This is a genomic window from Streptomyces daliensis (assembly GCF_054782395.1).
In genome coordinates this window covers 161,309-186,572 of sequence record NZ_BAAGSO010000107.1, presented here as the reverse complement: position 1 = coordinate 186,572, position 25,264 = coordinate 161,309, and the positions used below count along the sequence as shown (strand labels likewise).

General features: G+C 71.4%; 22 protein-coding genes. 11 read left to right on the top strand and 11 right to left on the bottom strand.

The window, feature by feature from the left end:
* Window positions 1-24 precede the first annotated feature (24 nt).
* The 10 genes from ACYVOO_RS30310 (at window position 25) to ACYVOO_RS30265 (ending at window position 9,937) form a co-directional block, all read left to right on the top strand.
* Window positions 25-1,722 (top strand): nitrite/sulfite reductase, encoded by a 1,698-nt coding sequence (locus ACYVOO_RS30310; protein ID WP_461018914.1) that lies wholly within the window; start codon window positions 25-27, stop codon window positions 1,720-1,722.
* Window positions 1,719-1,904 carry a hypothetical protein gene (locus tag ACYVOO_RS30305; protein WP_453344584.1) on the top strand — a complete coding sequence of 62 codons (186 nt, stop codon included), beginning with the start codon at window positions 1,719-1,721 and terminating at the stop codon, window positions 1,902-1,904. Before ACYVOO_RS30310 ends, ACYVOO_RS30305 begins: the two co-directional genes overlap by 4 nt.
* Window positions 1,901-2,608 (top strand): phosphoadenylyl-sulfate reductase, encoded by a 708-nt coding sequence (locus tag ACYVOO_RS30300; RefSeq protein ID WP_461018913.1) that lies wholly within the window; start codon window positions 1,901-1,903, stop codon window positions 2,606-2,608. Before ACYVOO_RS30305 ends, ACYVOO_RS30300 begins: the two co-directional genes overlap by 4 nt.
* A 232-nt stretch (window positions 2,609-2,840) precedes the next feature.
* Window positions 2,841-3,419, top strand: coding sequence for an adenylyl-sulfate kinase (gene cysC, locus ACYVOO_RS30295; protein WP_461018912.1), 579 nt, complete (start codon window positions 2,841-2,843; stop codon window positions 3,417-3,419).
* Complete coding sequence (gene cysD, locus ACYVOO_RS30290) at window positions 3,416-4,366, top strand: sulfate adenylyltransferase subunit CysD (protein ID WP_461018911.1); 951 nt, start codon at window positions 3,416-3,418, stop codon at window positions 4,364-4,366. Before cysC ends, cysD begins: the two co-directional genes overlap by 4 nt.
* Before the next feature lie 2 nt (window positions 4,367-4,368).
* The gene (locus ACYVOO_RS30285) at window positions 4,369-5,730 is read left to right on the top strand and encodes a sulfate adenylyltransferase subunit 1 (protein WP_461018910.1); all 1,362 of its coding nucleotides are present in this window, start codon (window positions 4,369-4,371) and stop codon (window positions 5,728-5,730) included.
* Between the two features lie 213 nt (window positions 5,731-5,943).
* On the top strand, window positions 5,944-7,056 hold the full coding sequence (locus ACYVOO_RS30280; RefSeq protein ID WP_461018909.1) for an aliphatic sulfonate ABC transporter substrate-binding protein: 1,113 nt from the start codon (window positions 5,944-5,946) through the stop codon (window positions 7,054-7,056).
* 38 nt (window positions 7,057-7,094) lie between these two features.
* Entirely contained in the window at window positions 7,095-7,934 is an 840-nt protein-coding gene (locus ACYVOO_RS30275) for an ABC transporter ATP-binding protein (protein ID WP_461018908.1), read from the top strand.
* Window positions 7,921-9,000 (top strand): ABC transporter permease, encoded by a 1,080-nt coding sequence (locus ACYVOO_RS30270; protein ID WP_461018907.1) that lies wholly within the window; start codon window positions 7,921-7,923, stop codon window positions 8,998-9,000. Before ACYVOO_RS30275 ends, ACYVOO_RS30270 begins: the two co-directional genes overlap by 14 nt.
* A 160-nt stretch (window positions 9,001-9,160) precedes the next feature.
* Window positions 9,161-9,937 (top strand): sirohydrochlorin chelatase, encoded by a 777-nt coding sequence (locus ACYVOO_RS30265; protein ID WP_461018906.1) that lies wholly within the window; start codon window positions 9,161-9,163, stop codon window positions 9,935-9,937.
* On the opposite strand, the gene ACYVOO_RS30260 is transcribed toward ACYVOO_RS30265, so the two are convergent.
* The 10 genes from ACYVOO_RS30260 to ACYVOO_RS30215 all read right to left on the bottom strand — a co-directional run bounded on the left by ACYVOO_RS30260 (window position 9,913) and on the right by ACYVOO_RS30215 (window position 21,212).
* On the bottom strand, window positions 9,913-11,064 hold the full coding sequence (locus tag ACYVOO_RS30260; RefSeq protein WP_461018905.1) for an LLM class flavin-dependent oxidoreductase: 1,152 nt from the start codon (window positions 11,062-11,064) through the stop codon (window positions 9,913-9,915). The two genes, ACYVOO_RS30265 and ACYVOO_RS30260, sit on opposite strands and share 25 nt — an antisense overlap.
* Before the next feature lie 100 nt (window positions 11,065-11,164).
* Window positions 11,165-11,830 (bottom strand): winged helix-turn-helix domain-containing protein, encoded by a 666-nt coding sequence (locus ACYVOO_RS30255; RefSeq protein ID WP_461018904.1) that lies wholly within the window; start codon window positions 11,828-11,830, stop codon window positions 11,165-11,167.
* A gap of 33 nt (window positions 11,831-11,863) precedes the next feature.
* The gene (locus ACYVOO_RS30250) at window positions 11,864-12,838 is read right to left on the bottom strand and encodes a TauD/TfdA dioxygenase family protein (RefSeq protein WP_461018903.1); all 975 of its coding nucleotides are present in this window, start codon (window positions 12,836-12,838) and stop codon (window positions 11,864-11,866) included.
* A 68-nt stretch (window positions 12,839-12,906) separates the two neighbouring features.
* The gene (locus ACYVOO_RS30245) at window positions 12,907-13,821 is read right to left on the bottom strand and encodes an ABC transporter permease (RefSeq protein WP_461018902.1); all 915 of its coding nucleotides are present in this window, start codon (window positions 13,819-13,821) and stop codon (window positions 12,907-12,909) included.
* A complete protein-coding gene (locus tag ACYVOO_RS30240; RefSeq protein ID WP_461018901.1) occupies window positions 13,818-14,723 on the bottom strand; it encodes an ABC transporter ATP-binding protein in 906 nt (301 codons plus the stop codon). Before ACYVOO_RS30240 ends, ACYVOO_RS30245 begins: the two co-directional genes overlap by 4 nt.
* Entirely contained in the window at window positions 14,720-15,802 is a 1,083-nt protein-coding gene (locus ACYVOO_RS30235; protein WP_461018900.1) for an ABC transporter substrate-binding protein, read from the bottom strand. Before ACYVOO_RS30235 ends, ACYVOO_RS30240 begins: the two co-directional genes overlap by 4 nt.
* Window positions 15,803-16,160: 358 nt before the next feature.
* Entirely contained in the window at window positions 16,161-16,256 is a 96-nt protein-coding gene (locus ACYVOO_RS30230) for a putative leader peptide (protein ID WP_453344569.1), read from the bottom strand.
* 282 nt (window positions 16,257-16,538) lie between these two features.
* Window positions 16,539-17,753 (bottom strand): S8 family peptidase, encoded by a 1,215-nt coding sequence (locus ACYVOO_RS30225; protein ID WP_461018899.1) that lies wholly within the window; start codon window positions 17,751-17,753, stop codon window positions 16,539-16,541.
* A 305-nt stretch (window positions 17,754-18,058) separates the two neighbouring features.
* Window positions 18,059-18,586, bottom strand: a complete 528-nt coding sequence (locus ACYVOO_RS30220; RefSeq protein ID WP_461018898.1) for a DUF1697 domain-containing protein — start codon at window positions 18,584-18,586, stop codon at window positions 18,059-18,061.
* 1,372 nt (window positions 18,587-19,958) lie between these two features.
* Window positions 19,959-21,212: an SAV2148 family HEPN domain-containing protein gene (locus tag ACYVOO_RS30215; RefSeq protein WP_453344679.1), complete on the bottom strand. Its 1,254-nt coding sequence runs from the start codon at window positions 21,210-21,212 to the stop codon at window positions 19,959-19,961.
* A gap of 403 nt (window positions 21,213-21,615) precedes the next feature.
* On the opposite strand from ACYVOO_RS30215, the gene glgX reads away from it, so the two are divergent.
* Window positions 21,616-23,883 (top strand): glycogen debranching protein GlgX, encoded by a 2,268-nt coding sequence (gene glgX, locus ACYVOO_RS30210; protein WP_461018897.1) that lies wholly within the window; start codon window positions 21,616-21,618, stop codon window positions 23,881-23,883.
* Here glgX and ACYVOO_RS30205 read toward each other — a convergent pair.
* Window positions 23,837-25,261 carry an MFS transporter gene (locus ACYVOO_RS30205; protein WP_461018896.1) on the bottom strand — a complete coding sequence of 475 codons (1,425 nt, stop codon included), beginning with the start codon at window positions 25,259-25,261 and terminating at the stop codon, window positions 23,837-23,839. The two genes, glgX and ACYVOO_RS30205, sit on opposite strands and share 47 nt — an antisense overlap.
* Between the last annotated feature and the right edge of the window lie 3 nt (window positions 25,262-25,264).

Below are 25,264 nucleotides of genomic sequence, written 5' to 3'. Positions count from 1 at the left end.
GTCTGCCCCGAAGGACCTACAGCCATGGCCGACACCCCCGAGCGACCCGCACCCGCAACGAGCCGCAAGAAGGCCGGACGCCACCGCGGCGAGGGCCAGTGGGCCGCAGGACACTTCACACCGCTGAACGGCAACGAGCAGAACAAGAAGGACGATGACGGTCTCAATGTGCGGACACGCATTGAGACGATTTACGCCCATCGCGGTTTTGACTCCATCGACGGCTCCGACCTGCGCGGACGGATGCGCTGGTGGGGCCTCTACACGCAGCGCAAGCCCGGGATCAGCGGTGGCAAGACCGCCGTGCTGGAGCCGGAGGAGCTGGACGACGAGTTCTTCATGCTCCGCGTCCGCATCGACGGCGGCAGGCTGACCACCCAGCAACTGCGCACGATCGGCGACATCTCGCAGGAGTTCGCGCGCGGCACCGCCGACATCACCGACCGGCAGAACGTCCAGTTCCACTGGATCCGCGTCGAGGACATGCCGGAGATCTGGCGCCGCCTCGAAGGCGTCGGCCTCTCCACCACCGAGGCGTGCGGCGACACCCCGCGCGTCATCCTGGGCTCGCCCGTCGCCGGTATCGCCGAGGACGAGATCATCGACGGCACCCCGGCCATCGAGGAGATCAACCGCCGGGTCGTGGGCAACCCCAAGTACTCGAACCTCCCAAGGAAGTTCAAGACGGCCGTCTCGGGCTCGCCGCTGCTGGACGTCGCGCACGAGATCAACGACGTGTCCTTCGTCGGCGTCGTCCACCCGCAGTACGGGCCCGGCTTCGACGTGTGGGTCGGCGGCGGCCTCTCCACGAACCCCAAGTTCGGCGTGCGGCTCGGCGCCTGGGTGCCCGTCGAGGAGGTCGCCGACGTGCACGAGGGCGTCGTGGCCATCTTCCGCGACTACGGCTACCGGCGGCTGCGCACCCGCGCCCGGCTGAAGTTCCTGCTCGCCGACTGGGGCCCGGAGAAGTTCCGCCAGGTCCTGGAGGACGAGTACCTGCTGCGCAAGCTCGCCGACGGCCCCGCGCCCGAGGTCCCCGCGGCCAAGTGGCGCGACCACGTCGGCATCCACAAGCAGAAGGACGGCCGCTACTACGTGGGCTTCGCGCCCCGCGTGGGCCGCGTCGACGGCGGCACCCTGAGCAAGATCGCCGACCTCGCCGAGGCGCACGGCTCGGGCCGCGTCCGTACGACGGCCGAGCAGAAGATGCTCGTCCTGGACGTGCCCGAGGAGCAGCTCGACTCGCTCGCCGAGGGCCTGGAAGCACTCGACCTGACCACCAGGCCGTCCGTCTTCCGGCGCGGCACCATGGCCTGCACCGGCATCGAGTTCTGCAAGCTCGCCATCGTCGAGACCAAGGCCCGCGGCTCCTGGCTCATCGACGAACTGGAGCGCAGGATGGCGGACTTCGACGAGCCCGTCACCATCAACATCAACGGCTGCCCCAACTCCTGCGCCCGCATCCAGGTCGCGGACATCGGCCTCAAGGGCCAGCTCGTCACCAACAAGGAGGGCGAACAGGTCGAGGGCTACCAGGTGCACCTGGGCGGCTCGCTCGGCCTGGAGCCCGGCTTCGGCCGCAAGGTCCGCGGCCTGAAGGTCACGGCCGACGAACTCCCCGACTACGTCGAGCGCGTGCTCACCAACTTCCGTGAGCAGCGCGAGGAAGGCGAGCGGTTCGCCCAGTGGGCGGCCCGCGCCGAAGAGGGTGCCCTGAAATGAGCGAACGAGCAGCCCCGTTCTACTGCCCCTACTGCGGAGACGAGGACCTGCGCCCTTCCGAGGAGGGGCCGGGCGCCTGGGAATGCGCGGCCTGCAACCGCGCCTTCAAGCTCTCCTTCCTCGGGCTGCTGGCCAAGGGCCTGCGGCGCGAGGACGCCACCGAAGGGGGATCCACCCGATGACCACAGCCCAGCGGTACACCACCGCGCAACTGCGCGGGCTCGCCGAGGAGGCGGGCAGGGAGCTGGAAAATGCTCCCGCACTTGACATACTTCGATGGGCCGCAGAGACCTTCGGCCCTCGTTTCTGCGTCACTTCATCCATGGAGGACGCTGTGGTCGCTCATCTCGCATCGCGCGCGATTCCGGGCGTTCATGTCGTGTTTCTCGACACCGGCTACCACTTTCCCGAAACGATCGGGACCCGGGACGCGGTGGAAGCGGTGATGGACGTCGAGGTGATCACACTCACCCCGAGGCAGACAGTGGCCCAGCAGGACGCGCAGTACGGGCCGAAACTGCACGACAGGGACCCCGACCTGTGCTGCGCGCTGCGCAAGGTGGCGCCGCTGGAGCAGGGGTTGAAGGCGTACGACGCGTGGGCCACGGGGCTGCGCAGGGACGAATCCCCCACACGAGCGAACACACCCGTCGTGGGCTGGGACGACAAGCGCGAGAAGGTCAAGGTGTCGCCGATCGCCCGCTGGACGCAGGCGGACGTGGACGCGTACATCACGGAGCACGGTGTTCTCACGAACCCGCTGCTCAGCGACGGTTACACCTCTGTCGGATGCGCCCCATGCACCCGACGCGCACTAGAGGGAGAGGACGCTCGTGCGGGACGCTGGGCGGGACGCGGTAAGAACGAGTGCGGTATTCACCTCTGAAAGGCACACTGTCGAACAGCCCTACGGCGTATAGCCGAATGGGCGTGCGGAGGCCGGGACAGTGCCCTGAGGTCGGCGGCGGGGGTCGGTGGCCGGAGGACTGCGGGGGACGGCGGTCGGTGGTCGGCGGTGGCCGGAGGACTGCGGCGGTGACCGGGAACGCGGACGCGCCCGTGAGCGCTACACCTCTCGCGCGAGACGACGTTCCGCCGTACATGGCGAAGAAGAGCTGATGAGCGAACACATACCCAGGGAGCCGGAGATGACGGAGACGACAGGTCAGGGAGCCACGGTGTGGCTGACGGGCCTGCCGAGCGCGGGCAAGACGACGATCGCCAACGCGCTGGCACAGGACCTGGCCGCCGCCGGGCACCAGGTGGAGGTGCTGGACGGCGACGAGATCCGCACGTTCCTCTCCGCCGGTCTCGGCTTCTCCCGTACCGACCGTGACACCAACGTTCAGCGCATCGGCTTCGTGGCCGAACTGCTCGCCTCCCACGGAACGAAGGTCCTGGTTCCAGTCATCGCGCCGTACGCGGACAGCCGTGAGGCGGTGCGCAAGCGGCACCAGGCGGAGGGCACCCCGTATCTGGAGGTGCACGTCGCCACCCCCGTCGAGATCTGCTCCGAGCGGGACGTGAAGGGCCTCTACGCCCAGCAGGCCGCGGGCCGGATCTCAGGACTGACCGGAATCGACGACCCCTACGAAGCGCCGGACTCCCCCGATCTGCGGATCGAGGCACACCAGCAGAGCGTCGAGGAATCCGCTGCGGCGCTGCGCGCGCTGCTCACCGAAAGGGGACTGGCGTGACGACGGCAACGACCGCGCGGGAGAGCGGCGGCCCCGGCGAGGGCGACAACCCGTACGCGCTGTCCCACCTGGACGCGCTGGAGTCGGAGGGTGTGCACATCTTCCGGGAGGTCGCCGGGGAGTTCGAGCGCCCGGTGATCCTCTTCTCGGGCGGCAAGGACTCCATCGTGATGCTGCACCTGGCGCTCAAGGCGTTCGCGCCCGCCCCTGTGCCCTTCGCGCTGCTGCACGTGGACACGGGGCACAACTTCCCCGAGGTCCTGGAGTACCGCGACCGCACCGTGGCCCAGCACGGGCTGCGGCTCCACGTCGCCTCCGTGCAGGACTTCATCGACAGCGGCCAGTTGCGGGAGCGCCCTGACGGGACACGCAACCCGTTGCAGACGGTGCCGCTGCTCGACGCCATCGACACCAACAGGTTCGACGCGGTCTTCGGCGGCGGACGCCGCGACGAGGAGAAGGCGCGGGCCAAGGAGCGGGTGTTCTCGCTGCGCGACGAGTTCGGCGGCTGGGACCCGCGCAGGCAGCGCCCCGAGCTGTGGCAGCTCTACAACGGGCGGCACTCGCCCGGCGAGCACGTGCGGGTCTTCCCGCTGAGCAACTGGACCGAGCTGGACGTGTGGCAGTACATCGCCCGGGAGAAGATCGAACTCCCGGCGATCTACTACGCGCACCGGCGTGAGGTCTTCTCGCGCAGCGGCATGTGGCTGGCCCCCGGCGAGTGGGGCGGCCCCTCCGACAGCGAGCCGCTGGAGGTGCGCCAGGTGCGTTACCGCACCGTGGGCGACATGTCCTGCACCGGCGCCGTGGACTCCGACGCCGACACCATCGAGAAGGTCATCGCCGAGATCGCGGCCTCCCGCCTCACCGAGCGGGGCGCCACCCGCGCCGACGACAAGCTCTCCGAAGCCGCCATGGAAGACCGCAAGCGCGAAGGGTACTTCTAGACATGAGTACATCTGTCACCACAGGCACCGAGGACGACGTGCTGGCGTCCACCTCGCTGCTGCGTTTCGCGACCGCGGGTTCCGTCGACGACGGGAAGTCGACGCTGGTCGGGCGGCTGCTGCACGACTCCAAGTCGGTGCTCGCCGACCAGTTGGAGGCCGTCGAGCACGCCTCGCGCAGCCGCGGCCAGGAGGCGCCCGACCTGGCCCTGCTCACCGACGGCCTGCGCGCCGAGCGGGAACAGGGCATCACCATCGACGTGGCCTACCGCTACTTCGCCACCCCCCGCCGCCGCTTCATCCTCGCCGACACCCCCGGTCATGTGCAGTACACCCGCAACATGGTCACCGGCGCCTCCACGGCCGAACTCGCCGTCGTCCTGGTCGACGCCCGCAACGGTGTGGTCGAGCAGACCCGCAGGCACGCCGCCGTGGCCGCGCTGCTGCGCGTCCCGCACGTGGTGCTGGCCGTCAACAAGATGGACCTCGTGGACTACGACGAGGCCGTCTTCGCCCGTATCGCCACCGAGTTCACCACCTACGCCGCCTCCCTGGGCGTCCCCGAGATCACCGCGATCCCGATCTCGGCGCTGGTGGGCGACAACGTGGTGACGGCCTCGGCGAACATGGACTGGTACGGCGGCCCCACCGTCCTGGAGCACCTGGAGACCGTCCCGGTCACCCACGACCCCAGCGACGACCCCGCCCGCTTCCCCGTCCAGTACGTCATCCGCCCCCAGACGGCCGACCACCCCGACTACCGGGGCTACGCGGGGCAGATCGCCTCCGGTGTGCTGCGCGTCGGCCAGGAGGTGACGGTCCTGCCCTCCGGGCGCACCAGCACCGTCGAGGGCATCGACAACCTGGGCCAGTCCGTGGACGTCGCCTGGGCGCCCCAGTCCGTGACCGTGCGCCTGGCCGACGACCTGGACATCTCGCGCGGCGACATGATCGTCCCCCGCGACGCCACCGTCACCGCCACCCAGGACATCACCGCGACGGCCTGCCACCTGAGCGACACCCCCCTCAAGCCCGGCGCGCGCGTGCTGCTCAAGCACACCACCCGCACCGTCAAGGCCATCGTCAAGGAGATCCCCTCGCGGCTCACCCTGGACGACCTCTCCCAGCACCCAGAGCCCGGGGAGCTGGTCGCCAACGACATCGGCCGACTCGTCCTGCGCACCGCCGAACCCCTGCCCCTCGACCCCTACGCCGACTCCCGCCGCACCGGCTCCTTCCTCCTCATCGACCCCGCGGACGGCACCACCCTGACCGCCGGCATGGCGGGCGACGCCTTCGCCGAGGTGGCGAAGGAGGCCGCGCCACGGCAGGCGGAGCAGGACGACGAGGGCTGGGACTTCTGACGATGTACGCGTCGAGCTTCGCGTCAATGTTCGCGTCCACCGAGGTCTTCTCGACCTTCGACCAGACAGGCGGCCGGATCGGCAGCGGCGTCCGTGGCAGCGGCCAGGGCGGGGTCGGGCGATGCCGCGGCTGATGTACGTCACGCACGTCGCATCAGTCCGCATCCGCGCCCGCGCCCCGCTCAGCCGCCGCCCCACCGAGAGGACCGTCCCGTGTCTCCCACCGCCCGCAGAACCCTCCGCTCGCTCTCCGTTCTCGCCACGCTCCCGCTGCTCCTGACGGCCTGCGGCTACGGTTCGAAGTCCGTCGAGGACAAGGACGGCCCCGCGGCGGCGGGCGGCAAGAAGATCGACGGGCTGGACGAGGTGAAGGTCGGCTACTTCGCCAACGTCACCCACGCCACACCCCTGGTCGGCCTGCGCGACGGCGGGGAGATCCCCAAGGAGCTGGGCGGCACCAAGGTCGGCACCCAGGTCTTCAACGCGGGTCCCTCCGCCATCGAGGCCCTGAACGCCAAGGCCGTGGACATGACCTGGGTCGGCCCCTCCCCCGCCATCAACGGCTACACGAAGGCGAACGGCAAGAACCTGCGCATCGTCTCGGGCGCCACCTCGGGCGGCGCCTCACTCGTCGTGAACCCGGACAAGATCAAGTCGCTTGACGACCTCAAGGGCAAGCGCATCGCCACCCCGCAGCTCGGCAACACCCAGGACGTGGCCCTGCTCAACTACCTCAAGGGCAAGGGCCTGAAGGTGAACGCCGAGACGGGCAAGGGCGACGTCTCCGTACTGCGCCAGGACAACAAGGAGATCCCCACCACCTTCCAGCAGGGCGGCATCGACGGCGCGTGGGTGCCCGAGCCCACCGCGTCCAACCTCGTCGCCAAGGACGGGAAGGTCCTGCTGAACGAGAAGAAGCTCTGGGACAAGGGCGAGTTCGTCACCACCAACCTCGTCGTCCGCCAGGACTTCCTCAAGGAGCACCCCGACGTCGTCGAGGCCGTCGTGCGCGGCTCGGTGAAGACCAACGCCTGGATCGACGAGCACCCCGACGCGGCCAAGAAGCACATCAACTCCGCCCTGGAGCGCGACGCGGGCAAGCCGCTGCCGCAGAAGGTGCTCGACTCCGCCTTCAAGGACATCGAGGTCACCGACGACCCGCTCGCCTCCACCCTCAAGGAGCAGGCCGAGCACGGTGTCAAGGCGGGGCTGCTCAAGAAGTTCGACCTCAAGGGCATCTACGACCTCTCCATCCTCAACAGGGTGCTGAAGGGCCAGGGACAGCCCGCGGTCGAGGACGCCGGACTCAGCAGCGGCGGCAACTGACCCGTGCCGCCCGCCCCGTACCCGCACACCTTCCGGAGGTGACAGCGATGCCCACCACCACACTGACCACAGAGCCCGGTACCCCGTCCGAGACGGCGGCGCCCGAGCGACGGCGCGGACGGCACGACGACGGCTACGCCGCCCGTATCGAGCACGTCTCCAAGTCCTTCGGCCGTCCCGGTGCCCAGCAGCAGGTACTGGACGACATCACCCTCGACGTCGCGCCCGGCGAATTCGTCACGCTGCTCGGCGCCTCGGGCTGCGGCAAGTCCACCCTGCTCAATCTGATCGCCGGTCTCGACAGCCCGTCGGACGGCGCCATCGAGGTGCCGGGCGGGCGGCCCGCGCTGATGTTCCAGGAGCACGCGCTGTTCCCCTGGCTCACCGCGGGCAAGAACATCGAGCTGGCCCTGAAGATGCGCGGGCTGCCCAAGTCCGAGCGGCGGGGCGAGGCGGAACGGCTGCTGGAGCTGGTCCGGCTGACCGGCGCGTACCGCAAGCGGGTACACGAGCTGTCCGGCGGCATGCGGCAGCGCGTGGCGCTGGCGCGGGCGCTCGCGCAGGACAGCCAGCTCCTGCTGATGGACGAGCCGTTCGCGGCGCTCGACGCCATCACGCGCGACGTGCTGCACGAGGAGCTGACCCGGATCTGGTCCGAGACCAGCGTCTCGGTGCTCTTCGTGACGCACAACGTCCGCGAGGCCGTCCGGCTCGCCGAGCGCGTGGTGCTGCTCTCCTCCCGCCCCGGGCGCATCGCCCGCGAGTGGGAGGTGGACATCCCGCAGCCGCGCCGCATCGAGGACGCGGACGTGGCCAGCCTGTCCGTGGAGATCACCGAACAACTGCGGGGGGAGATCCGCCGACATGGCCAGCACTGAGACCACCGACACGGGATCCCCGACGCCCGAGGGCGCGCGGGGCGACGGCACGGCGGGCGCGGACCCGCCGGGCAGGGCGGCGGCGAGGGATGCGCCCGAGGCGCCCGGCACGGGCGGCACGGCGAAAACGAAGGACGCGAAGGACACGAAGGACGCGGTGAGTACGAAGACCGCCAGGAGCACGAAGGCGCCCGCCTCCGGCAAGCAGGACGCGGCGGCCGAGCTGGCCGGTCTGGAGGCCGGGCTCGACGCGCTGGACACCCGCACCACGACCAGGCCGCCCATCGGCCGCGTCCTGGTGAAGAAGGTGCTGCCCCCGGTCGTCGCGGTCTTCCTCGTCCTCGCCCTGTGGCAGGCGGCGTTCGCGCTCCAGCTCAAGCCGGAGTACCAGCTCCCCAGCCCGCTGATGGTCTGGAACGCGCTGGCCGAGGAGTGGTACAAGGGCACGATCCTCAGCATCATCTGGCAGAGCGTGTCGCGAGGCGCGCTGGGCTTCGTCATCGCGCTTCTCATCGGTACGCCACTGGGGCTGCTGGTGGCGCGGGTCAAGCCCGTACGGGCCGCGATCGGGCCCATACTCTCCGGGCTGCAGTCGCTGCCCTCGGTGGCCTGGGTACCGGCAGCGATCATCTGGTTCGGGCTCACCGACGCCACGATCTACGCCGTGGTGCTGCTCGGCGCCGTGCCCTCGATCGCGAACGGGCTCGTCGCGGGCGTCGACCAGATCCAGCCCATGCATCTGCGCGCGGGCAAGGTCATCGGCGCGACGGGGCTGCGGGGCGTGCGGCACGTGCTGCTGCCCGCCGCGCTGCCGGGCTACATCGCGGGGCTGAAGCAGGGCTGGGCGTTCTCCTGGCGTTCCCTGATGGCGGCCGAGCTGATCGCCACCTCGCCCGACCTGGGCGCGGGGCTCGGCCAGTTGCTGGAGACGGGGCGTTCGTACCAGGACATGCCGCTGGTGCTGGGCGCGATCCTGCTGATCCTCCTGGTGGGCATCGGCATCGAACTGCTCATCTTCGCCCCCGTGGAGCGCCGGGTGCTGCGGGCACGCGGCCTGATGCGGTAGGGCGGCCCGGACGAGGTTGCCGCGGTGGCCCCGGTGTCCGTTCCGGGGCCACCGCGGCACCACGACGCCAGAACGGCGAACCGTTAGCCGTTCCCGTAAGAGAACACGCCGGAACAGAAGCACACCGGAACAGAGACACGTCGGAAGAGAAGCGACAGCCATGCTGAACCATCCACGACCCGCACTCGTGGTCGTGGCGCACGGGAGCCGAGACCCCCGGCACGCCGCGACCGTCGCGGCGCTGTGCGCGCGCGTGCGCGCGATGCGGCCCGGCCTGCGCGTCGAGGTCGGCCACCTCGACTTCAACGCGCCCAGCGTCCCCCAGGTGCTGGAGCGGCTGCACGCCGAGGGCCTGCGCGACGTCGTCGCGCTGCCCCTCCTCCTGACGCGGGCCTTCCACGCCAAGTCCGACATCCCCGCCGTGCTGCACGAGGTGACGGCACGGCTGCCGCGGCTCTCCGTACGGCAGGCGCCCGTGCTCGGGCCGCACCAACTGCTGGTGACGGCGCTGGAGCGGCGGCTGCGGGAGGCCGGGCTGCGGCCCGGCGACGAACCGTCCACCGGGGTCGTCCTGGCCTCGGCGGGCTCCACCGACCCGGAGGCGATCGCAGTGATCGCAGATGTCGCGCGGGAGTGGCGGCGTACCACTGGCTGGTGCGCCGTGCGGCCTGCGTTCGCCTCCGCATCCCTTCCCCGTACGGCCGACGCCGTGCGCGCCCTGCGCGCGGACGGCGTCGAGCGGATCGCCGTCGCGCCGTACGTCGTCGCGCCGGGCTTCCTGCCCGACCGCATCGCCGCCGGGGCCCGCGAGGCGGGCGCCGACGTGCTCGCGCCCGTCCTCGGCGCCGCGCCGGAGATGGCGGCGCTCCTCGCGCTGCGCTACGAGGAGGCCGCCGCCTTCGGCCGGTCCCGTCAGCCCGCGGTGCTCAGCGCGTAGCCGCCGCTGTCCCTGCCCACGGCCTGCCGGCCCGCGGGGACGAACAGTCCCTCGCGGGCCAGCAGCGGAAGCACGCCCTCGCCGAACCAGTACGCCTCCTCCAGGTGCGGGTAGCCGGAGAGGACGAACTCCTCGATGCCCACGTCCCGGTACTCCTTGATCAGCCCGGCCACCTCGGCGTGGCTGCCGACCAGGGCCGTTCCCGCGCCGCCGCGCACCAGGCCGATGCCCGCCCAGAGGCCGGGGTGGATCTCCAGCCCGTCGCGGCCACCGCCGTGCAGCGCGAGCATCCGCTTCTGGCCCTCCGACTCGCTGCTGCCCAGGCCCTTCTGGACGGCGGCGACGGTCTGCGGGTCGAAGCCGTCGAGCAGCCGCCGTGCCTCAGCCCAGGCGGCCTCAGAGGTGTCGCGGGTGATGGTGTGCAGCCGGATGCCGAAGCGCGGGCTGCGGCCCTGCTCGGCGGCGAGCGCCCGCACCCGGGCGATCTTCTCGGCGACCTGCGCGGGCGGCTCGCCCCAGGTGAGGTACACGTCGGCGTGGCGTGCGGCGACGTCGAGCGCGGCGGGCGAGGAGCCGCCGAAGTACACGTCGGGCACCGGCTCGGGCAGCCGGGTCAGCGCGGCGCCCTCGACGGACAGGTGCGCGCCCACGTGGTCGACGGTCTCGCCCCGCCACAGCGCCCGCACGATCCCCAGGAACTCCCCGGTACGGGCGTAGCGCGCGTCCTTGTCGAGGAAGTCGCCGTAGGCGCGCTGCTCCTTGCTCTCGCCGCCGGTGACGACGTTCAGCAGCAGCCGCCCGCCGCTCTGGCGCTGGTAGGTGGAGGCCATCTGCGCGGCGAAGGCCGGGGAGAGGAAGCCGGGGCGGAAGGCCACGAGGAACTTCAGCCGCTCGGTGTGCTGGCTGATCATGGCCGTCGTCAGCCAGGCGTCCTCGCACCAGGCGCCGGTCGGGGTGAGAGCGCCGGTGAAGCCCAGGTGTTCGGCGGCGCGGGCGATCTGGGTGAGATAGGGGACGCTGGGCGGCCGGTCGGCGGCTGAGGCGGTGGCGGGCGCGCCGTGGCCGCCACCGACGACGTGGCGGCTGTCGCCGCTGGTGGGCAGGAACCAGTGGAAGGTCAGGCTCATGGAACGGGTTTCCCTCGGATTTCCTCGGGTCGGTACGGGGTGCGTGAGGGGGCGGCACGAAGGGGGCTCCGTGCCGCCCCTGGGGAGTGCGGGCGGTTCGTCAGCCGGTGACGGGCACGTACTTGTAGCCGACGCGGCGGACCGTGACGATCCGCTCGCGGTGGCCCGCGCCCAGCTTGCGCCGCAGGCGGGCGATGTGGACGTCGACGGTGCGGCCGTCGCCGATGTGGCTGTAGCCCCACAGGGTGCCCACGAGGTGGTCGCGCGAGTGCACGCGGTGCGGGTGCGCGACGAGGTGGGCGAGCAGCTCGAACTCCAGGTAGGTGAGGTCGAGTGCGCGCCCGTCGACCTCGGCGATGTGCCGTTCCGGGTCGATGTGGATGCCCTTGCGGGCGGGGGTGGCGGGAGCGGCCGGGGCGGCGCCGCTGTCTCCCTTGGCGCGCGGGGCGCCCGGACCGCCGGGACCGCCGGGATCGCCCGGATCGCCGGGATGGGGCGGCGTGGGCGGCTCGCCGGTGTAGGTCAGCGGCCTGACCTCCGCCTTCGCCCCCGACGGCGCGAGGAAGTCCGCGGGATCGGTGCCCTCGGGCACGAGCAACAGATAGCCGACGAGCGGCGTACCCCGTTCGTTGCGCGCGCCCCGGTCCTCATCTCCGTCGTCGTATGTGAGTTGCCCGGGGAGCTGTCCTGGCAGCAGCCCGTCGGGCAGGGCTTCACGTACGACGCGCAGGTGGCGGGAGTCGGCGGCGAGGGCGGCGGTGGTCATGGTGGTCTCCTCAGCAGGCGGGCGGTGCCCGGGTCAGGCCGCCGCGGAGGCGGCGGGATCGGCGGTGTCAGCGGTATCGGCGCTATCGGCGGGGGTGTAGTGCGCGGCGTCGTCGCCCTCGACGGCGTAGCTGCGCCTGCCGTCCGTCCCCACCGGGAGGTCCCCGGCGACGGTGACGCGGTGCAGGCGGCGCGGCAGGTCGCCGTAGTCGTCGGGCGCGTAGTGCTGTGTGATGCGGTTGTCGAAGAGGACGAGGTCGCCCGGCTGCCAGGCGACGCGCACGATGTTCTCGGGGCGGGTGACGTAGCCCTGGAGTATGCGCAGCAGATCGCGGGAGTCGGCGGGCCCGATGCCGACGAGGGACTGCGCGAACCCGCCGATGAACAGGCCGCGTTCGCCGCTCTCCGGGTGCACGCGCACGACCGGGTGCGCGGTCTTCCACCTGCGGGAGGTGAACACCTTGCGGTGCTCGGCGACCGCCTCGTTCTTGGGCGCCGCGTAGTCGTAGTCGTTGGTGTGGACGGCCCACAGCTTGTCGGCCAGCTCGCGCAGCGGCTCGGGGAGGTCCTGGTAGGCGGCGGCCGAGTTGGCGATGAGGGTGTTGCCGCCGTAGGGCGGTACGACGAGGCTGCGCAGGGTGCTGGCCTTGGGCGGCGTCCGTACGAAGGTGACGTCGGTGTGCCAGTGGTTGGCGCGGATGCCCTCGCCGCCGTCCACGGGGAGGATGTTCGGCTGGCCCTCGACCGAGGGGACGGTGGGGTGCGCCGTCGTCAGCTCGCCGAAGAGGGAGGCGAAGCGCACCTGGGCCGCGTCGTCGAGGTGCTGGCCTCGGAAGACGAGCGCTTTGTGCTCCAGGAGGGCCGCGTTCAGCTCCCGCACGAGTGCGGGGTCGGGCCCGGTGGTCCCGGCGGTCTCGGTGATCTCGGTGGAGAGGTCGACGCCGTGGATCTCCGCGCCGATACGGCCGCCGATGCGGCGGATGTCGAAGCCGGGGGTGCTGCTGCTCATGGCGGGGTGCTGCCTTTCTGCCGGGGTCGCGTGCGTGGTCGTTCGGGGCGGGTACGGGGGCGGGGGCGTCACGCTGTGCGCCAGGAGGTGAAGCGGCGCTCCAGGGCGACGAGGAGCTGGTTGAAGGCGACGCCGAGCACGGAGATCGTGACGATCCCGGCGTACATCTGCGGGATGGCGAAGTTGAACTGCGAGTTGTTGATCAGAAAGCCGAGCCCGGCCTTCGCGCCGACCATCTCGGCGGCGACCAGGACGAGGATGGCCACCGCGCCCGCCAGCCGGATGCCGGTGAAGATGACGGGCACGGACGCGGGGAGGATCACCTTCTGGAAGAGCCGCAGCGGGGACAGGTCCATGGAGGCGGCCAGCCGCAGCAGCGTCGGATCGACGGTCCGCACGGCGCTGATGGTGTTGAGCAGGATGGGCCACGTGCACGCGTAGAGCACGATCGAGATCTTCGACGTCTCGCCGATGCCGAGCAGCAGCACGAAGACCGGGAGCAGCGCGAGCGCGGCCGTGTTGCGGAAGACCTCCAGCAGCGGGCCGAGGAAGTCGGCGAGGGGCCGGTACCAGCCGATCAGCAGCCCGAGCGGCACGGCGATGACGACGGCCAGCGCGAACCCGGCGAGTGACCTTCCGAGGCTGGCCTGCGCGTCGTCGAGCAACTGCCCGTCGGCGAGCAGCTCCCACCAGGCGAGCGCCACTTCGGAGAACGGTGGCAGGAAGGTGCGGTCCACCAGCGCGAGCCGGGGCGCCGCCTCCCACACGGCCAGCAGGGCGAGGATCGCGGCGACGCGGGTGAGGGCGCGGGGCACGGCGCCGAGGAGGCCGGTCAGGGCGGCGCGGACAGGGGCGCCCCGAGCGGGTGCGGGGGCGGGTGCGGGGGCGGGTGCGGGGGCGGAGTTGCCCCGGTCCGAGGCCGGGTCCGGGTCCGGGTCCGGGTTCCGGCGGGTGTACGCGGGGGTCAGTGTCTTCTCGCTCATGCCGTCGACGGCTCCCTTTCCTGACGCTGCGCGGTGCTGATCTCGTCGTGCAGCAGCTCCCAGACGCGGTGGCGCTGCTCGGCGAACGCGGCGCTGGAGCGCACGTCCTCGTCCTCCGTACGGGAGCCGAGGTCGATGGGCACGACCTCCTTGACGCGTCCGGGCCGCGAGGTCAGCACCGCGACGCGCTGGCCCAGGTGCACGGCCTCGTCGATGCTGTGGGTGATGAAGACGACGGTCTTGCCGGTGCGCTCCCAGACGCGCAGCAGTTCGTCCTGGAGCGATTCGCGGGTCTGCGCGTCGAGCGCGCCGAAGGGCTCGTCCATCAGGAGCACGCCCGGGTCGTAGGCGAGGCTGCGGGCGATGGCGACGCGCTGCCGCATGCCGCCGGACAGCTCGTGCGGGTGCCGGTCCTCGAAGCCCGTGAGCCCGACGAGGGCCAGCACCTCGCGGGCCCGCTCGGCGCGCTCCCCGCGCGGTACGCCGGTGGCCTCCAGGCCGAACTCGACGTTGCCCTGTGCGGTGCGCCAGGGCAGCAGCGCGTACTGCTGGAAGACGATGCCCCTGTCGAGGCCGGGGCCCGTGACGGGTTCGCCGTCGAGGAGGATGCGGCCCGAGGTGGGGGTGGTGAGGCCGCCGAGCAGGTCGAGGAGGGTGGACTTGCCGCAGCCGCTGGGGCCGACGAGGACGGTGAACTCGCCGTCGGCGATGTCGAGGCTGATGTCCTGGAGCGCGGTGACGGTGGCGGGCGCGCCGCGCCTGCCACGGCCCTTGGCCCGTACGGGGAAGGTCTTGCCGACGCCCTCCAGCCTGAGCTTCGGAACAACTTCCGGCGGCGTCCGCGCCGGTACGGGACGTGTCTGCGTCAGTGTCTGCGTCTGCGTCTGCGTTTGCGGCGTCATCGGGGACTGCTCCCTGCGCGGTAGCGGTTGTAGTCGTTGGTGTAGATGTCGCTGATCCCGACCCGTCCCGGCTTGATGTCGCCGCGCTCCTCCAGCCAGTCGGCCCAGGTGGACAGCTCGTCGGGGGCGATGCGGCCACCGGTGCCCGCGACCCCGTAGGACTTCCAGTAGCGCAGCGGCTCGGTGTCCTCGCTGCGGTCGCGGCGGCGCACGATGCGGACCATCCGGTCCACGACCTCGTCGCGCGGTGTGCGGCGCGCCCACTCCAGGGCGCGGGCCACGCCGGTGACGAAGGTGCGCGAGGTCTCGGGGTTGCGGGCGAGGAAGCGGTCGGCCATCACGTACGTGCCCGCACTGAAGGAGCCGAGCAGTTGGTGGTCGTCGAAGAGGGCACGTATGCCGCCGTGTTCGACGGCCTTGTCGCGGATGATGTCGCCGAGCACGGCCACCTCGATCTGGCCCTTGCGCAGCGCCTGCTCGGTGTTGACGGGCGGCAGCGCGATCCGCTCGACCCTGTCCGCTTCGTCGCGGGTGAGGCCCTCGCGCCGCAGATAGGTGTCGAGCATGGCCTCGGAGTGCGCGCCGAGGGTGTTCATGGCGACCCGCTTGCCGATGAGGTCGCGGGCCGAGCGCACCGGGCTGCCTTTGAGGACGTAGAAGCCGTTCCAGCGGTACTTGTCGACGCCGTAGTAGCTGATCACGGCCTTGACGGGCGCCTTGGCCGCGGCCATCTTCACGACCGCGCCGTTGAAGGCGCCGCCGAAGTCGACGTCGCCCGTCGCGGCCGACTGGATGTCCTGGGGACCGCTGGTGGTGTTGCCGACCCAGGAGAGCTTGACGTCCTCCAGGTAGCCGAGATCGTCGGCGAGTTCGGCCGGGATGACGGTCCCGGCCCAGCCCTGGTAGCGGAGGGTCTTCGTGGGCTTCGGGCCACCGCCGAGCGCGGTGCCGCAGCCCGCGGTGGCCGCTCCGAGGGCCGCCGCTCCCGCGAGGGAGAGGAACGCCCTGCGGGGTGTGCGGGAGGTACTGAGCGTGCTGGATTTTGAGGGTGTGCTGGGCGTACTGGGTGTGCTGGGCACGGGAGGGCTCCGTGGGTACGTACGTGGCGGTGCGGGCCCGCGTCCTTACAGGGCGGCTGCGGGAGCCGCCGACGCGGTGGGACGGCGACGCGGTGACGCGCATCGCGCACGCATACGTGAACAGGCGGAATGGTGAGGGGCGCCATGACGGAATACCGCACTCCGAAGAGCGGCGGAATTCGGAAAGGGGCAGGCCAAAACCCAGCGACCGCTTTCGTCATTCCCGGGGGAATACGACCGCGAGAACCATGAGGTGAATGCGGCTCAGATCCGCCTGGACCGCTCCACTAGCGGACAACGTCCGTAGGACGGAGGGAAAAGCGGGAGGGAGAGCGGAGAATAGTCAGCCGGGCGTGGCTCAGGCACCAGCGGCACAGATGGCGCTGGCGTGACGTCGCAGATCGACGTGCAGGCGCGTAACGAGATTCGCAGACTGACTCACGTGAAGGAGCATGCCAGCAACTCCCATGGCGAGTCAATGCATTCGTATCCCGTCTCGGACAATGGACGGGACAGCGTATTTCCACGGAGTTAAGAAAGTGACCCGGCACACACGAGGGGGATCACGGCATGCGCGCCATGCACGGGATGCACGGGATGCGCGCACGCGGACGGCCGCCCTCCGCGCCCCGTGGGGGTAAGGCGCGGCGGACGGCCGGCGGGGGTGCCCGCCGCGTGACCCTGCCCGCGCGTGCGGGCAGGGGTACGACGGCGGGGGCGGGAAGGGCCGCCGAAGCTACTCGGTGATCTGGAGCAGCTTGTTCGGCGTGCCCGTGCCCGGGTTCGCGATGGCGTCCGTGAGGGCGCCCTTGGTCAGGCCCTTGGCGACCTGCGCGGGCGTCGCCTCCTTGTGCCCGCCGAGGTAGACGGCGGCGGCTCCGGCGACGTGCGGGGAGGCCATGGAGGTGCCGGACAGGGTCTCGGTGGCGTCGTCGCCCTTGTTGGAGGCGGAGACGATGTCCACGCCGGGCGCGTAGAGGTCCACGAGCTTGCCGTGGTTGGAGAAGGCGGCCTGCTTGTCCTTCTTGTCGCTGGCGGCGACGGTGAGGGCTGCGGGGAGCCGGGCCGGGGAGCTGGTGCCCGCGTCGGCGCCCTCGTTGCCCGCGGCCACGGCGTAGGTCACGCCCGATTTGATCGACTTCTCGACGGCCGCGTCGAGCGCCTCGTCCTTCGGGCCGCCCAGGCTCATGTTGGCGACCGAGGGGCCCTTGTGGTGCTTGGTGACCCAGTCGATGCCCGCCACGACCTGCTCGGTGGTGCCCGAACCCTGGTCGTCCAGCACGCGCACGGCCACGATCTTGGCCTTCTTGGCGACGCCGTGCGCCTTGCCGGCGACGGTGCCCGCGACGTGGGTGCCGTGGCCCTGGCCGTCGTCCGCCTCGTCGTCGCCGTCGACCGCGTCGAAGCCGTACTCGGCGCGTCCGCCGAAGTCCTCGTGGCTGATGCGGACACCGGTGTCGATGACGTACGCGGTGACGCCCTGGCCCGCGCTGTCCGGATACGTGTACTTCTTGTCGCCCGCGGTCTTCTCCTGGTCTATTCGGTCCAGGCCCCAGGAGGGCGGGTTCTTCTGCGTGGTGTCGATGGTGAAGCGGTGGCTCTGCACCACCTTCGCGACCTTGTCGTCGGCGGCGAGGCGTCTGGCCTCCTCACCGGAGAGGCCGCTGGCGGAGAAGCCGTTGAGAGCCGAGGTGTAGGTGCGCTTCACCTTGCCGCCGTACTCCTCGGCCAGGCCCCGGCCGTCGTCGGCGGCCTTGATGCCGCCGCCGCTCTTGAGCATCACGATGTAGCTGCCGTGCACGGCGCCCTTGACGCCGGTGCCGTACACGGTGCCCTCGGCGGGGGCCGCGCCGGCCGGGAGCGTCAGCAGGGTGGCTCCGGCGGTGACGGCCGCTGCGGCGCCTGCCGCCAGGGTGATACGGCGCCGCTTTCCACGCAGGGAAACTGCCATGACGAGGGGTCCTCCTCGCGGGACTGTGGGGGTATTTGATTCGTCGCGACCCCCGGACTTCGCGAAGATGATCCGCTCCGGGGGTGGTTCGAAACCCTGTCGGAATGACGCCCCCAGCTCAAGCGCTCAGAGCGGGTGTGACATATGCAACGCCCCTGCGAAAATGCAAAGCAATACAAACCGGGGCGACTCGGCGAGGGGGGCACCATCGGACCGCAACGCCCGCACCACACAGTGCAGTTGAATTCGAAACCGTACCTTCCGCATCCCGGCGCGGATTCACCGGGTGCGAGGAGGGCCGCGCCTCAGCAGGTCAACTCGATCAGCTTCCGCAGCGTGCGCCAGTTGCGGCCCGTCGACGTCACTCCCGGGCGTTCCGCGTTCAGCTTGGCGGCGAGTTTGCTGCGGCCCATGCCGTCGGGGAAATAGGCGTAGAGCACGTCGCCGATGTGCCGGAACTCGTCGGGGGCGTAGGCGGCGGCGTCGAGATCGGCGAAGTGCGCCGGGCCCGGGTCGCGGTCCAGGAAGAGGACGAGCAGCTTCGACGGGTCCAGCGCGTCGGCGGGGAAGGGGCAGGCCGCGGCCGTGGCGCGCAGTTCCTCGCCCGTACGGATCAGGGCTCGCACCTCGAAGCCGAAGCGTTCGGCGATGGCACGCTCCAGCAGCGGGCCCGGGGCGCGGTCCCCGGTGGTGAAGACCGCGTTCCCGCTCTGGAGATAGGTGCGCACGTCCGTCCACCCCAGAGCGCCGAGCAGCGCTCGCAACTCGGCCATCGGGACCTTCTTGTGCCCGCCCACGTTGATGCCGCGCAGCAGCGCCGCGTACGTCGTCATGTTCGGGATCATAGGTCGCGGGTGCGGAAGGAAAATGGGGGTTGCCCCGTTCGTCGGGGGTGTTGCGCGGGACGGCTGGCCGGTGTGGTGCGTGCCGTAGGGTCCCGCGCTGATTTTTGTGCGGCTTCACGGGGGCGCTGGGCGTTTGGCTTGGTGCCGTGTTTGGCTGCGGGCCGGTGGCTTCGGCGCGGCATGTGGTTGCGGTGCGTCGCGGCTGGCGCCGCGTGATTCTTGGCTTGCGCCGGTGGCCGTGTGGGCACGTGGGTGCGGGGTGTCCGGTGCCGCGCTGGGGTGTCTCCTCGGCGTGAAGGTCTCGCTTTCGGCTTTCGGTCGGTGACTTGCTCGTCCTGCGGGGACACCCCACCACGTCCCCGTCCCGCCGGTGGCCCACTATCCGGTTCCGGGTGCGCCAATGCCCACCCCCTTTCGCGGGGTGCGACTGCGGCGCCTTGCCGTGTGGCGGCCCACCCCCAGCGCGGGGCCCTGCGGTTCCCGCTTCACGGGCCGACCGTCCCGCGCAACTCCCCCGGCGAAGGGGTGCGCCTATCCGGTTGCCCCTTTGGGGTCTCGTTGGCGTGCTGCGGGCCGGTGGGTGGGTTGTGCCCACCCGTTCCGCCATGCGGAACGCTTGCCCACAACAGTGGGGGGAGCGCCGTCGTCGGCTTCCGGCGGCAGGGGTAGGCCCCTCGGCGAGGCGCCGGGGGCGGGCCCACAACAGTGGGGGCTGGGCCCCTCCGGCACGGTGCCGGGGTGGGCGCACCACGCGTCGTCAGCTCCCCCGACAGGAGCGGAGCCCCTCCAGTACGGCACCGGCACACAGCATGGGAACAAGCGGAGGGGCCACCGGCCGAGAGTTGGCCACCAGGTGGGAGGGGACGCGGTGGGGTGTCCCCGCAGGACGAGCAAGTCACCGACCGAAAGCCAAAAACGAAACCTTCACGCCGAGGAGACACCCCACCGCGGCACCGACCCCCACCACACAGCAACCCCATATCCACGGTCGCAACCATGAATCACGCGGCGCCAGCCGCGTACTACCGGTCCATAGGCCGCGCCGAAGCCACCGACCCGCACCCGGAAACGGCACCCCGCCCCCGCGCAGGGAACCCCCACCGGGCGACGGCGCCAAAACTGTTGTGGGCAATCGTCCCGCTGGCGAGGGGGCACCTCCCAGCGGTAGCTGGGGGAGGGTGGGCACAACCCACCCACCGGCCCGCCACACGCGAACGAAACCCCAAAGGGGCACCCACACCAGGCGCACCCCCACGAGAAACGAGAACCCCGTGTGGCCCTCACCCCGCACCCCGTGAAGGGGCACACCAGCGTGAAGGGGCAACCCTATGTTTCCTTCCGCAGCCCCGCGAAGGGGCCGTCACGAGACCGGCCGCGAGTCTCCCCAGGCCAGTTCGAACTCCTCGCGGTAGACGTCGAAGAGGCCCCCGTCCGCCTCGTCCTGCGGCTTGCCCCGGTCCTGGTCGCGCTGGATCAGGTCGCGGCTCCCCCCGCGCAGGACGAAGACCGGCGCCTCCATGCCGCGCACCCTGCGCAGGTAGGACTGGACGACGGCCAGTCCGTCCTTCGTGTCGCCGTCGACCATGTACGCGGTGAAGCGGGGCGTCTCGTCGAAGACGTGGATCTCGAAGGCGGCGGGGTCACGGAGCCGGGCCCGTACGCGCCGCATGTGGAGGATGTTCGACTCGACGGAGCGGCTCAGCTCGCCCTTCTTGAGCCCCAGTTCCCGCTCCCGCCTGCGCACCGCGCTGCTCGCCGGGTTCAGGAACAGCAGCCGCACCCGGCACCCCGATTCCACGAGCCGCACCAGGCGTCGGCCCGAGTAGTTCTGGACGAGCAGGTTCAGGCCGATGCCCACGGCGTCCAGGCGCCGCGCCCCGCCGAAGAGGTCCTCGGCGGGCAGTTGCCGCTGCAACCGCACCCGGTCGGAGTGCACCCCGACCACGTCGGCGAAGCGGTCCCCGACCAGTTTCTCGACCGCGTCCACGGGCAGCCGCCTGCCCGGCGCGGCCCCGTCACCCGGCGCACCGAGCAGCTCCAGCAGGCGCGCACACATCCGCTCGGCCTGCGCGAGCACCGTCTCGGACAGCGCGCGGTTGCGCGCGACGGCGCTGCGTGCGACCTCCAGCTCGTCCAGCGCCAGCTCGACGTCCCTGCGGTCGTCGAAGTACGGCTCGAAGCACGGCCAGTGCTGGACCATCAGTTCGCGCAGTTGGGGCAGGGTGAGGAAGGAGAGGATGTTGTCGTCGGCGGGGTCGAGCAGGTATCCCTTGCGGCGGCTCACCTCACGTACCGCCACAGCGCGCTGCACCCACTCCTGCCCCGCGGGCCCCGCCGCGGCGATGACCCACTCGTCGCCGTGCACCGGCTCGTATATCGGGCGCAGGACGGCGGCCACGACGGACCGCAGCCGCTGTTCGACGAGATTCAGCCAGATGTAGGCCCGGCCGGCCCGCTGGGCCCGGGTGCGCACCTCGGCCCAGACGTCCGCGTCCCAGTCGAGATCGGCGCCGATCTCCATGGGGCGCGCCAAGGACACCGCCCCGGCCGGCACCTCGGTGGCATCGCCGTCGCCGCCGTCACCTGGGGGGAGCTCAAGCCCTCCCGAGCCCACCTGCGCACCGCCTTCCGGACCCCGCTGTTCGATCAAGGAAGACTACTGCGGCCGGGTGGGCGCCGCACCCGGAACCCCGGTCAACCGGCCACGAGGATGCGGCATGTGACCGTACCGTGGCGTTGACCGGGGACATACCGCCTCCGGAATATTCCGGTCGGGGTGTGGACAGGGGTGCGGGCAGGGCTGCGGGCAGAAGCCGCGGCCCGGGTCCGGACGCACTCGCCGCCCTGCCCGAGCCGCCACGCGCGGGGGCGTGCGCGGGGTCGGGACGCCGTGACGAGTGCGAGTCTGAGTCCGAACGGGCGAAGATGGCGCAAGGGTTCGTTCCTGGGCACCCGCCTGCGCAAGGATGCACCGGTGCAGCAGCCAGAGGGCGACCGCGACAGGAAGAGACGACCGCATGCAGGTCTGGCCGGGACAGACGTATCCGCTCGGAGCCACGTACGACGGCGCCGGCACCAACTTCGCGGTCTTCTCCGAGGCCGGTGAGCGCGTCGAACTGTGCCTGCTGCACGAGGACGGTTCCGAGACGGCGGTGGAGCTGCGCGAGTCGGACGCCTTCGTACGGCACGCCTATCTGCCCGGCGTGATGCCGGGGCAGCGCTACGGCTTCCGCGTCCACGGCCCGTACGCACCCGAGCGCGGCCTGCGCTGCAACAGCGCCAAGCTCCTCCTGGACCCCTACGCCAAGGCCATCAGCGGCCATGTCGACTGGGACGAGGCGGTCTACGGCTACCACTTCGGCGCCCCCGAGAAGCGCAACGACCTGGACTCCGCGCCGCACACCATGACCTCGGTGGTCGTCAACCCGTACTTCGACTGGGGCGACGACAGGCCGCCGCGCACCGAATACCACCACACCGTCATCTACGAGGCCCACGTCAAGGGCCTGACGATGCTGCACCCGGACCTTCCGCAGGAGCTGCGCGGCACCTACGCGGCGCTGGCGCACCCGGCGGTCATCGGCCATCTGACGGGCCTCGGCGTGACGGCGCTGGAGCTGATGCCGGTGCACCAGTCGGTCACGGACAACCGGCTGGCCGACGCGGGACTGGCGAACTACTGGGGTTACAACACCATCGGTTTCTTCGCCCCGCACAACTCCTTCGCCTCCTGGGGCGACAGGGGCCAGCAGGTGCTGGAGTTCAAGCAGGCCGTGCGCGCGCTGCACGAGGCCGGTATCGAGGTCATCCTCGATGTCGTCTACAACCACACGGCAGAAGGCAACCACCTCGGTCCCACGCTCTCCTTCCGGGGTCTCGACAATGCCTCGTACTACCGTCTGGCGGACGATCCGCGCTACTACATGGATACGACCGGCACGGGTAATTCACTGCTGATGCGCAGCCCTCACGTCCTCCAGCTCATCATGGACTCGCTGCGCTACTGGGTGACCGAGATGCACGTCGACGGGTTCCGCTTCGATCTCGCGGCGACGCTGGCCCGGCAGTTCCACGAGGTGGACCGGCTCTCGTCGTTCTTCGACCTCGTCCAGCAGGACCCCGTGGTCAGCCAGGTGAAGCTGATCGCGGAGCCGTGGGACGTGGGTGAGGGCGGCTATCAGGTCGGCAACTTCCCGCCCCTGTGGACGGAGTGGAACGGCCGCTACCGCGACACCGTGCGCGATCTGTGGCGGGGCGAGCCGCGCACCCTGGCCGAGTTCGCCTCCCGGCTCACGGGCTCCTCGGACCTCTACCAGGACGACGGACGGCGCCCGCTCGCCTCCATCAACTTCGTCACCTGCCACGACGGCTTCACGCTGCGCGATCTGGTCTCGTACGACGAGAAGCACAACGAGGCGAACGGCGAGGGCAACAGGGACGGCGAGAGCCACAACCGCTCGTGGAACTGCGGCGTCGAGGGCGAGACCGAAGACCCCGGGGTGCTGCGGCTGCGGCGGCGCCAGACGCGGAACTTCCTCGCCACGCTGATGCTGTCGCAGGGCGTGCCCATGCTGAGCCACGGCGACGAGTTCGGGCGCACGCAGGGCGGCAACAACAACGCGTACTGCCAGGACAACGAGCTGGCGTGGGTCCACTGGCCGGGCTCGGGAACGGGCACCGGTACCGGTACGGGTGTGAGCGCGAGGCCCGGCGGCACGTGGGCGGAGGCGGCCGAGCGCGCGGAGACGGCTGAGCGGGACGGGGGCGCCGTGGCCATGGAGGGGCCCGGGGGCGTAGACATGGAGGCGGGTGCGGAGGCGGAAGGGCACGGGTACGACCTGTGCGACTTCGTCCGCGAGATGGTGTGGCTGCGCCGCGACCACCCCGTCTTCCGCCGGCGCCGCTTCTTCCACGGCCGCCCCGTGGAGGGCACGCACGACGAACTGTCCGACATCGCGTGGTTCACGCCCGAGGGCGAGGAGATGACCCAGCGCGACTGGCAGGCGGCGCCCGCGCAGTCCCTGACCGTCTTCCTCAACGGCAGCGCGATCTCGGAGCCCGGCGCCCGCGGGGAGCGGATCACGGACGACTCATTCCTGCTGATGTTCAACGCGCACCACGCCCCGATGGACTTCCTCGTCCCCTCCGACCACGGGCGGCAGTGGCAGGTCATCGTGGACACGGCGCGGGAGGAGTCGCCCGGCGACAGCGGCCAGAAGGTCGAGGCAGGCGAGCGGATCACCCTGACCGACCGGAGCCTGGTGGTGTTGCAGCGCCCCGTGTAGCGGGCGGTGCGGAAGTGACCGCGTCGGCCGGCGCCGCAGGTGACGCCGGTGCCGCCAGCGCCTCTGCGGGCTCTGCGGTGCGGTACGCCTCGTCGCTCGTACGGGGCCGTACGAGCAGCGCCAGCAGGAGGGCCAGCGCGGCCGACCCGACCGTCACGGCGAAGGCCGCCCCAGGCCCCCGCCCCTCGGCCAACGGGCCCGCGACCGCGAGTGCCAGCGCCTGGCCGCCCACAACCGCGCTCGTCATGAAGGCCATCGACTCGGCCAGACGGTGCGCCGGAACAGCGCGTTCCGTGAGCCCGGAGAGCGTGATCAGGTGCGGCGCGTAGGCGCAGCCGAGCACGACGACGACCGCGTACAGCGCGAACAGCGAGCCCACGGTGAGCAGCGGCAGGGACAGCACGAGCGCGGCGCCCGTGGCCAGCCGCCAGCGCGTGGGGAGCCCGACCGACGGGGGTACGGAGGCCATCGCCAGCCCGACGACGGCGCTCATCGCGCCCATGGCCCCGTAGACGAGCCCGGACTGCTCAGGGACGCCCAAGTCCCCGGTGAGCGCGGTGATTCCGGCCTGGCAGGCGCCGAACATCCCGCCCTGGAGCGCGGCGGACGCGCCCAGTGCGTACACGGTCCGGCGCGGTGTCCGCCGGTCCCGCGTCCGCCCGCGCGGTGCCCGTCCCCGCAGCGACCGTCCCCGCACCGCCCGGCGCGACGAGGGTGACGGCGCCGTCGCCCGTGCCGTCGGATGGAGCGCGAAGGCGGACCCGCAGACCACGAGCAGCGCCGACGCGAGGGCGAGCGCCACCGCCGGGTGGGCCACGGCCGCCGCCACCCCGACCAGCGCGGGGCCGAGGACGAACGACACCTCGTCCAGGGTGCCTTCGAGGGAGAAGACGGCGGCGAGTGTCCGTTCCTCGCCGTCGGCCCCGTGCGCCAGGGCGACGAGCCGGGTGCGGGCCAGCGGCCCGACCTGCGGCACGCTCAGCCCCGCCACGACGCCGAGCGCGGCGAGCGGCGCGGTCGGCGCGTGCCCTAGCGCCGCGGCGACGAGCGCGGCGACGGCCACCGCGTTCAGGCAGGAGGCGGCCAGCACCACGCGCCGCTGCCCGTGCCGGTCGGCGAGTCGGCCGACGAAGGGCCCGCCCACCGTCTGACCCGCCGCGAGCGCCCCGCCGACGAGCCCCGCCGTGCCCAGGCTGCCGCTCGTCTCCGCGACCAGCAGCAGCGTGCCGAGCTGGCACATGGCCGTCGGCAGCCGTCCGAGGAAGGAGACCACGGGCAGGAGCGGTCCGCCGAGGCCGATCACGGCCCGGTACGTCTGGTACGTGCGATGCGCGCGGTGCGTCCGGCGCTTCTGGCGGGGCGTCAGCTCTGCGGCCATCAC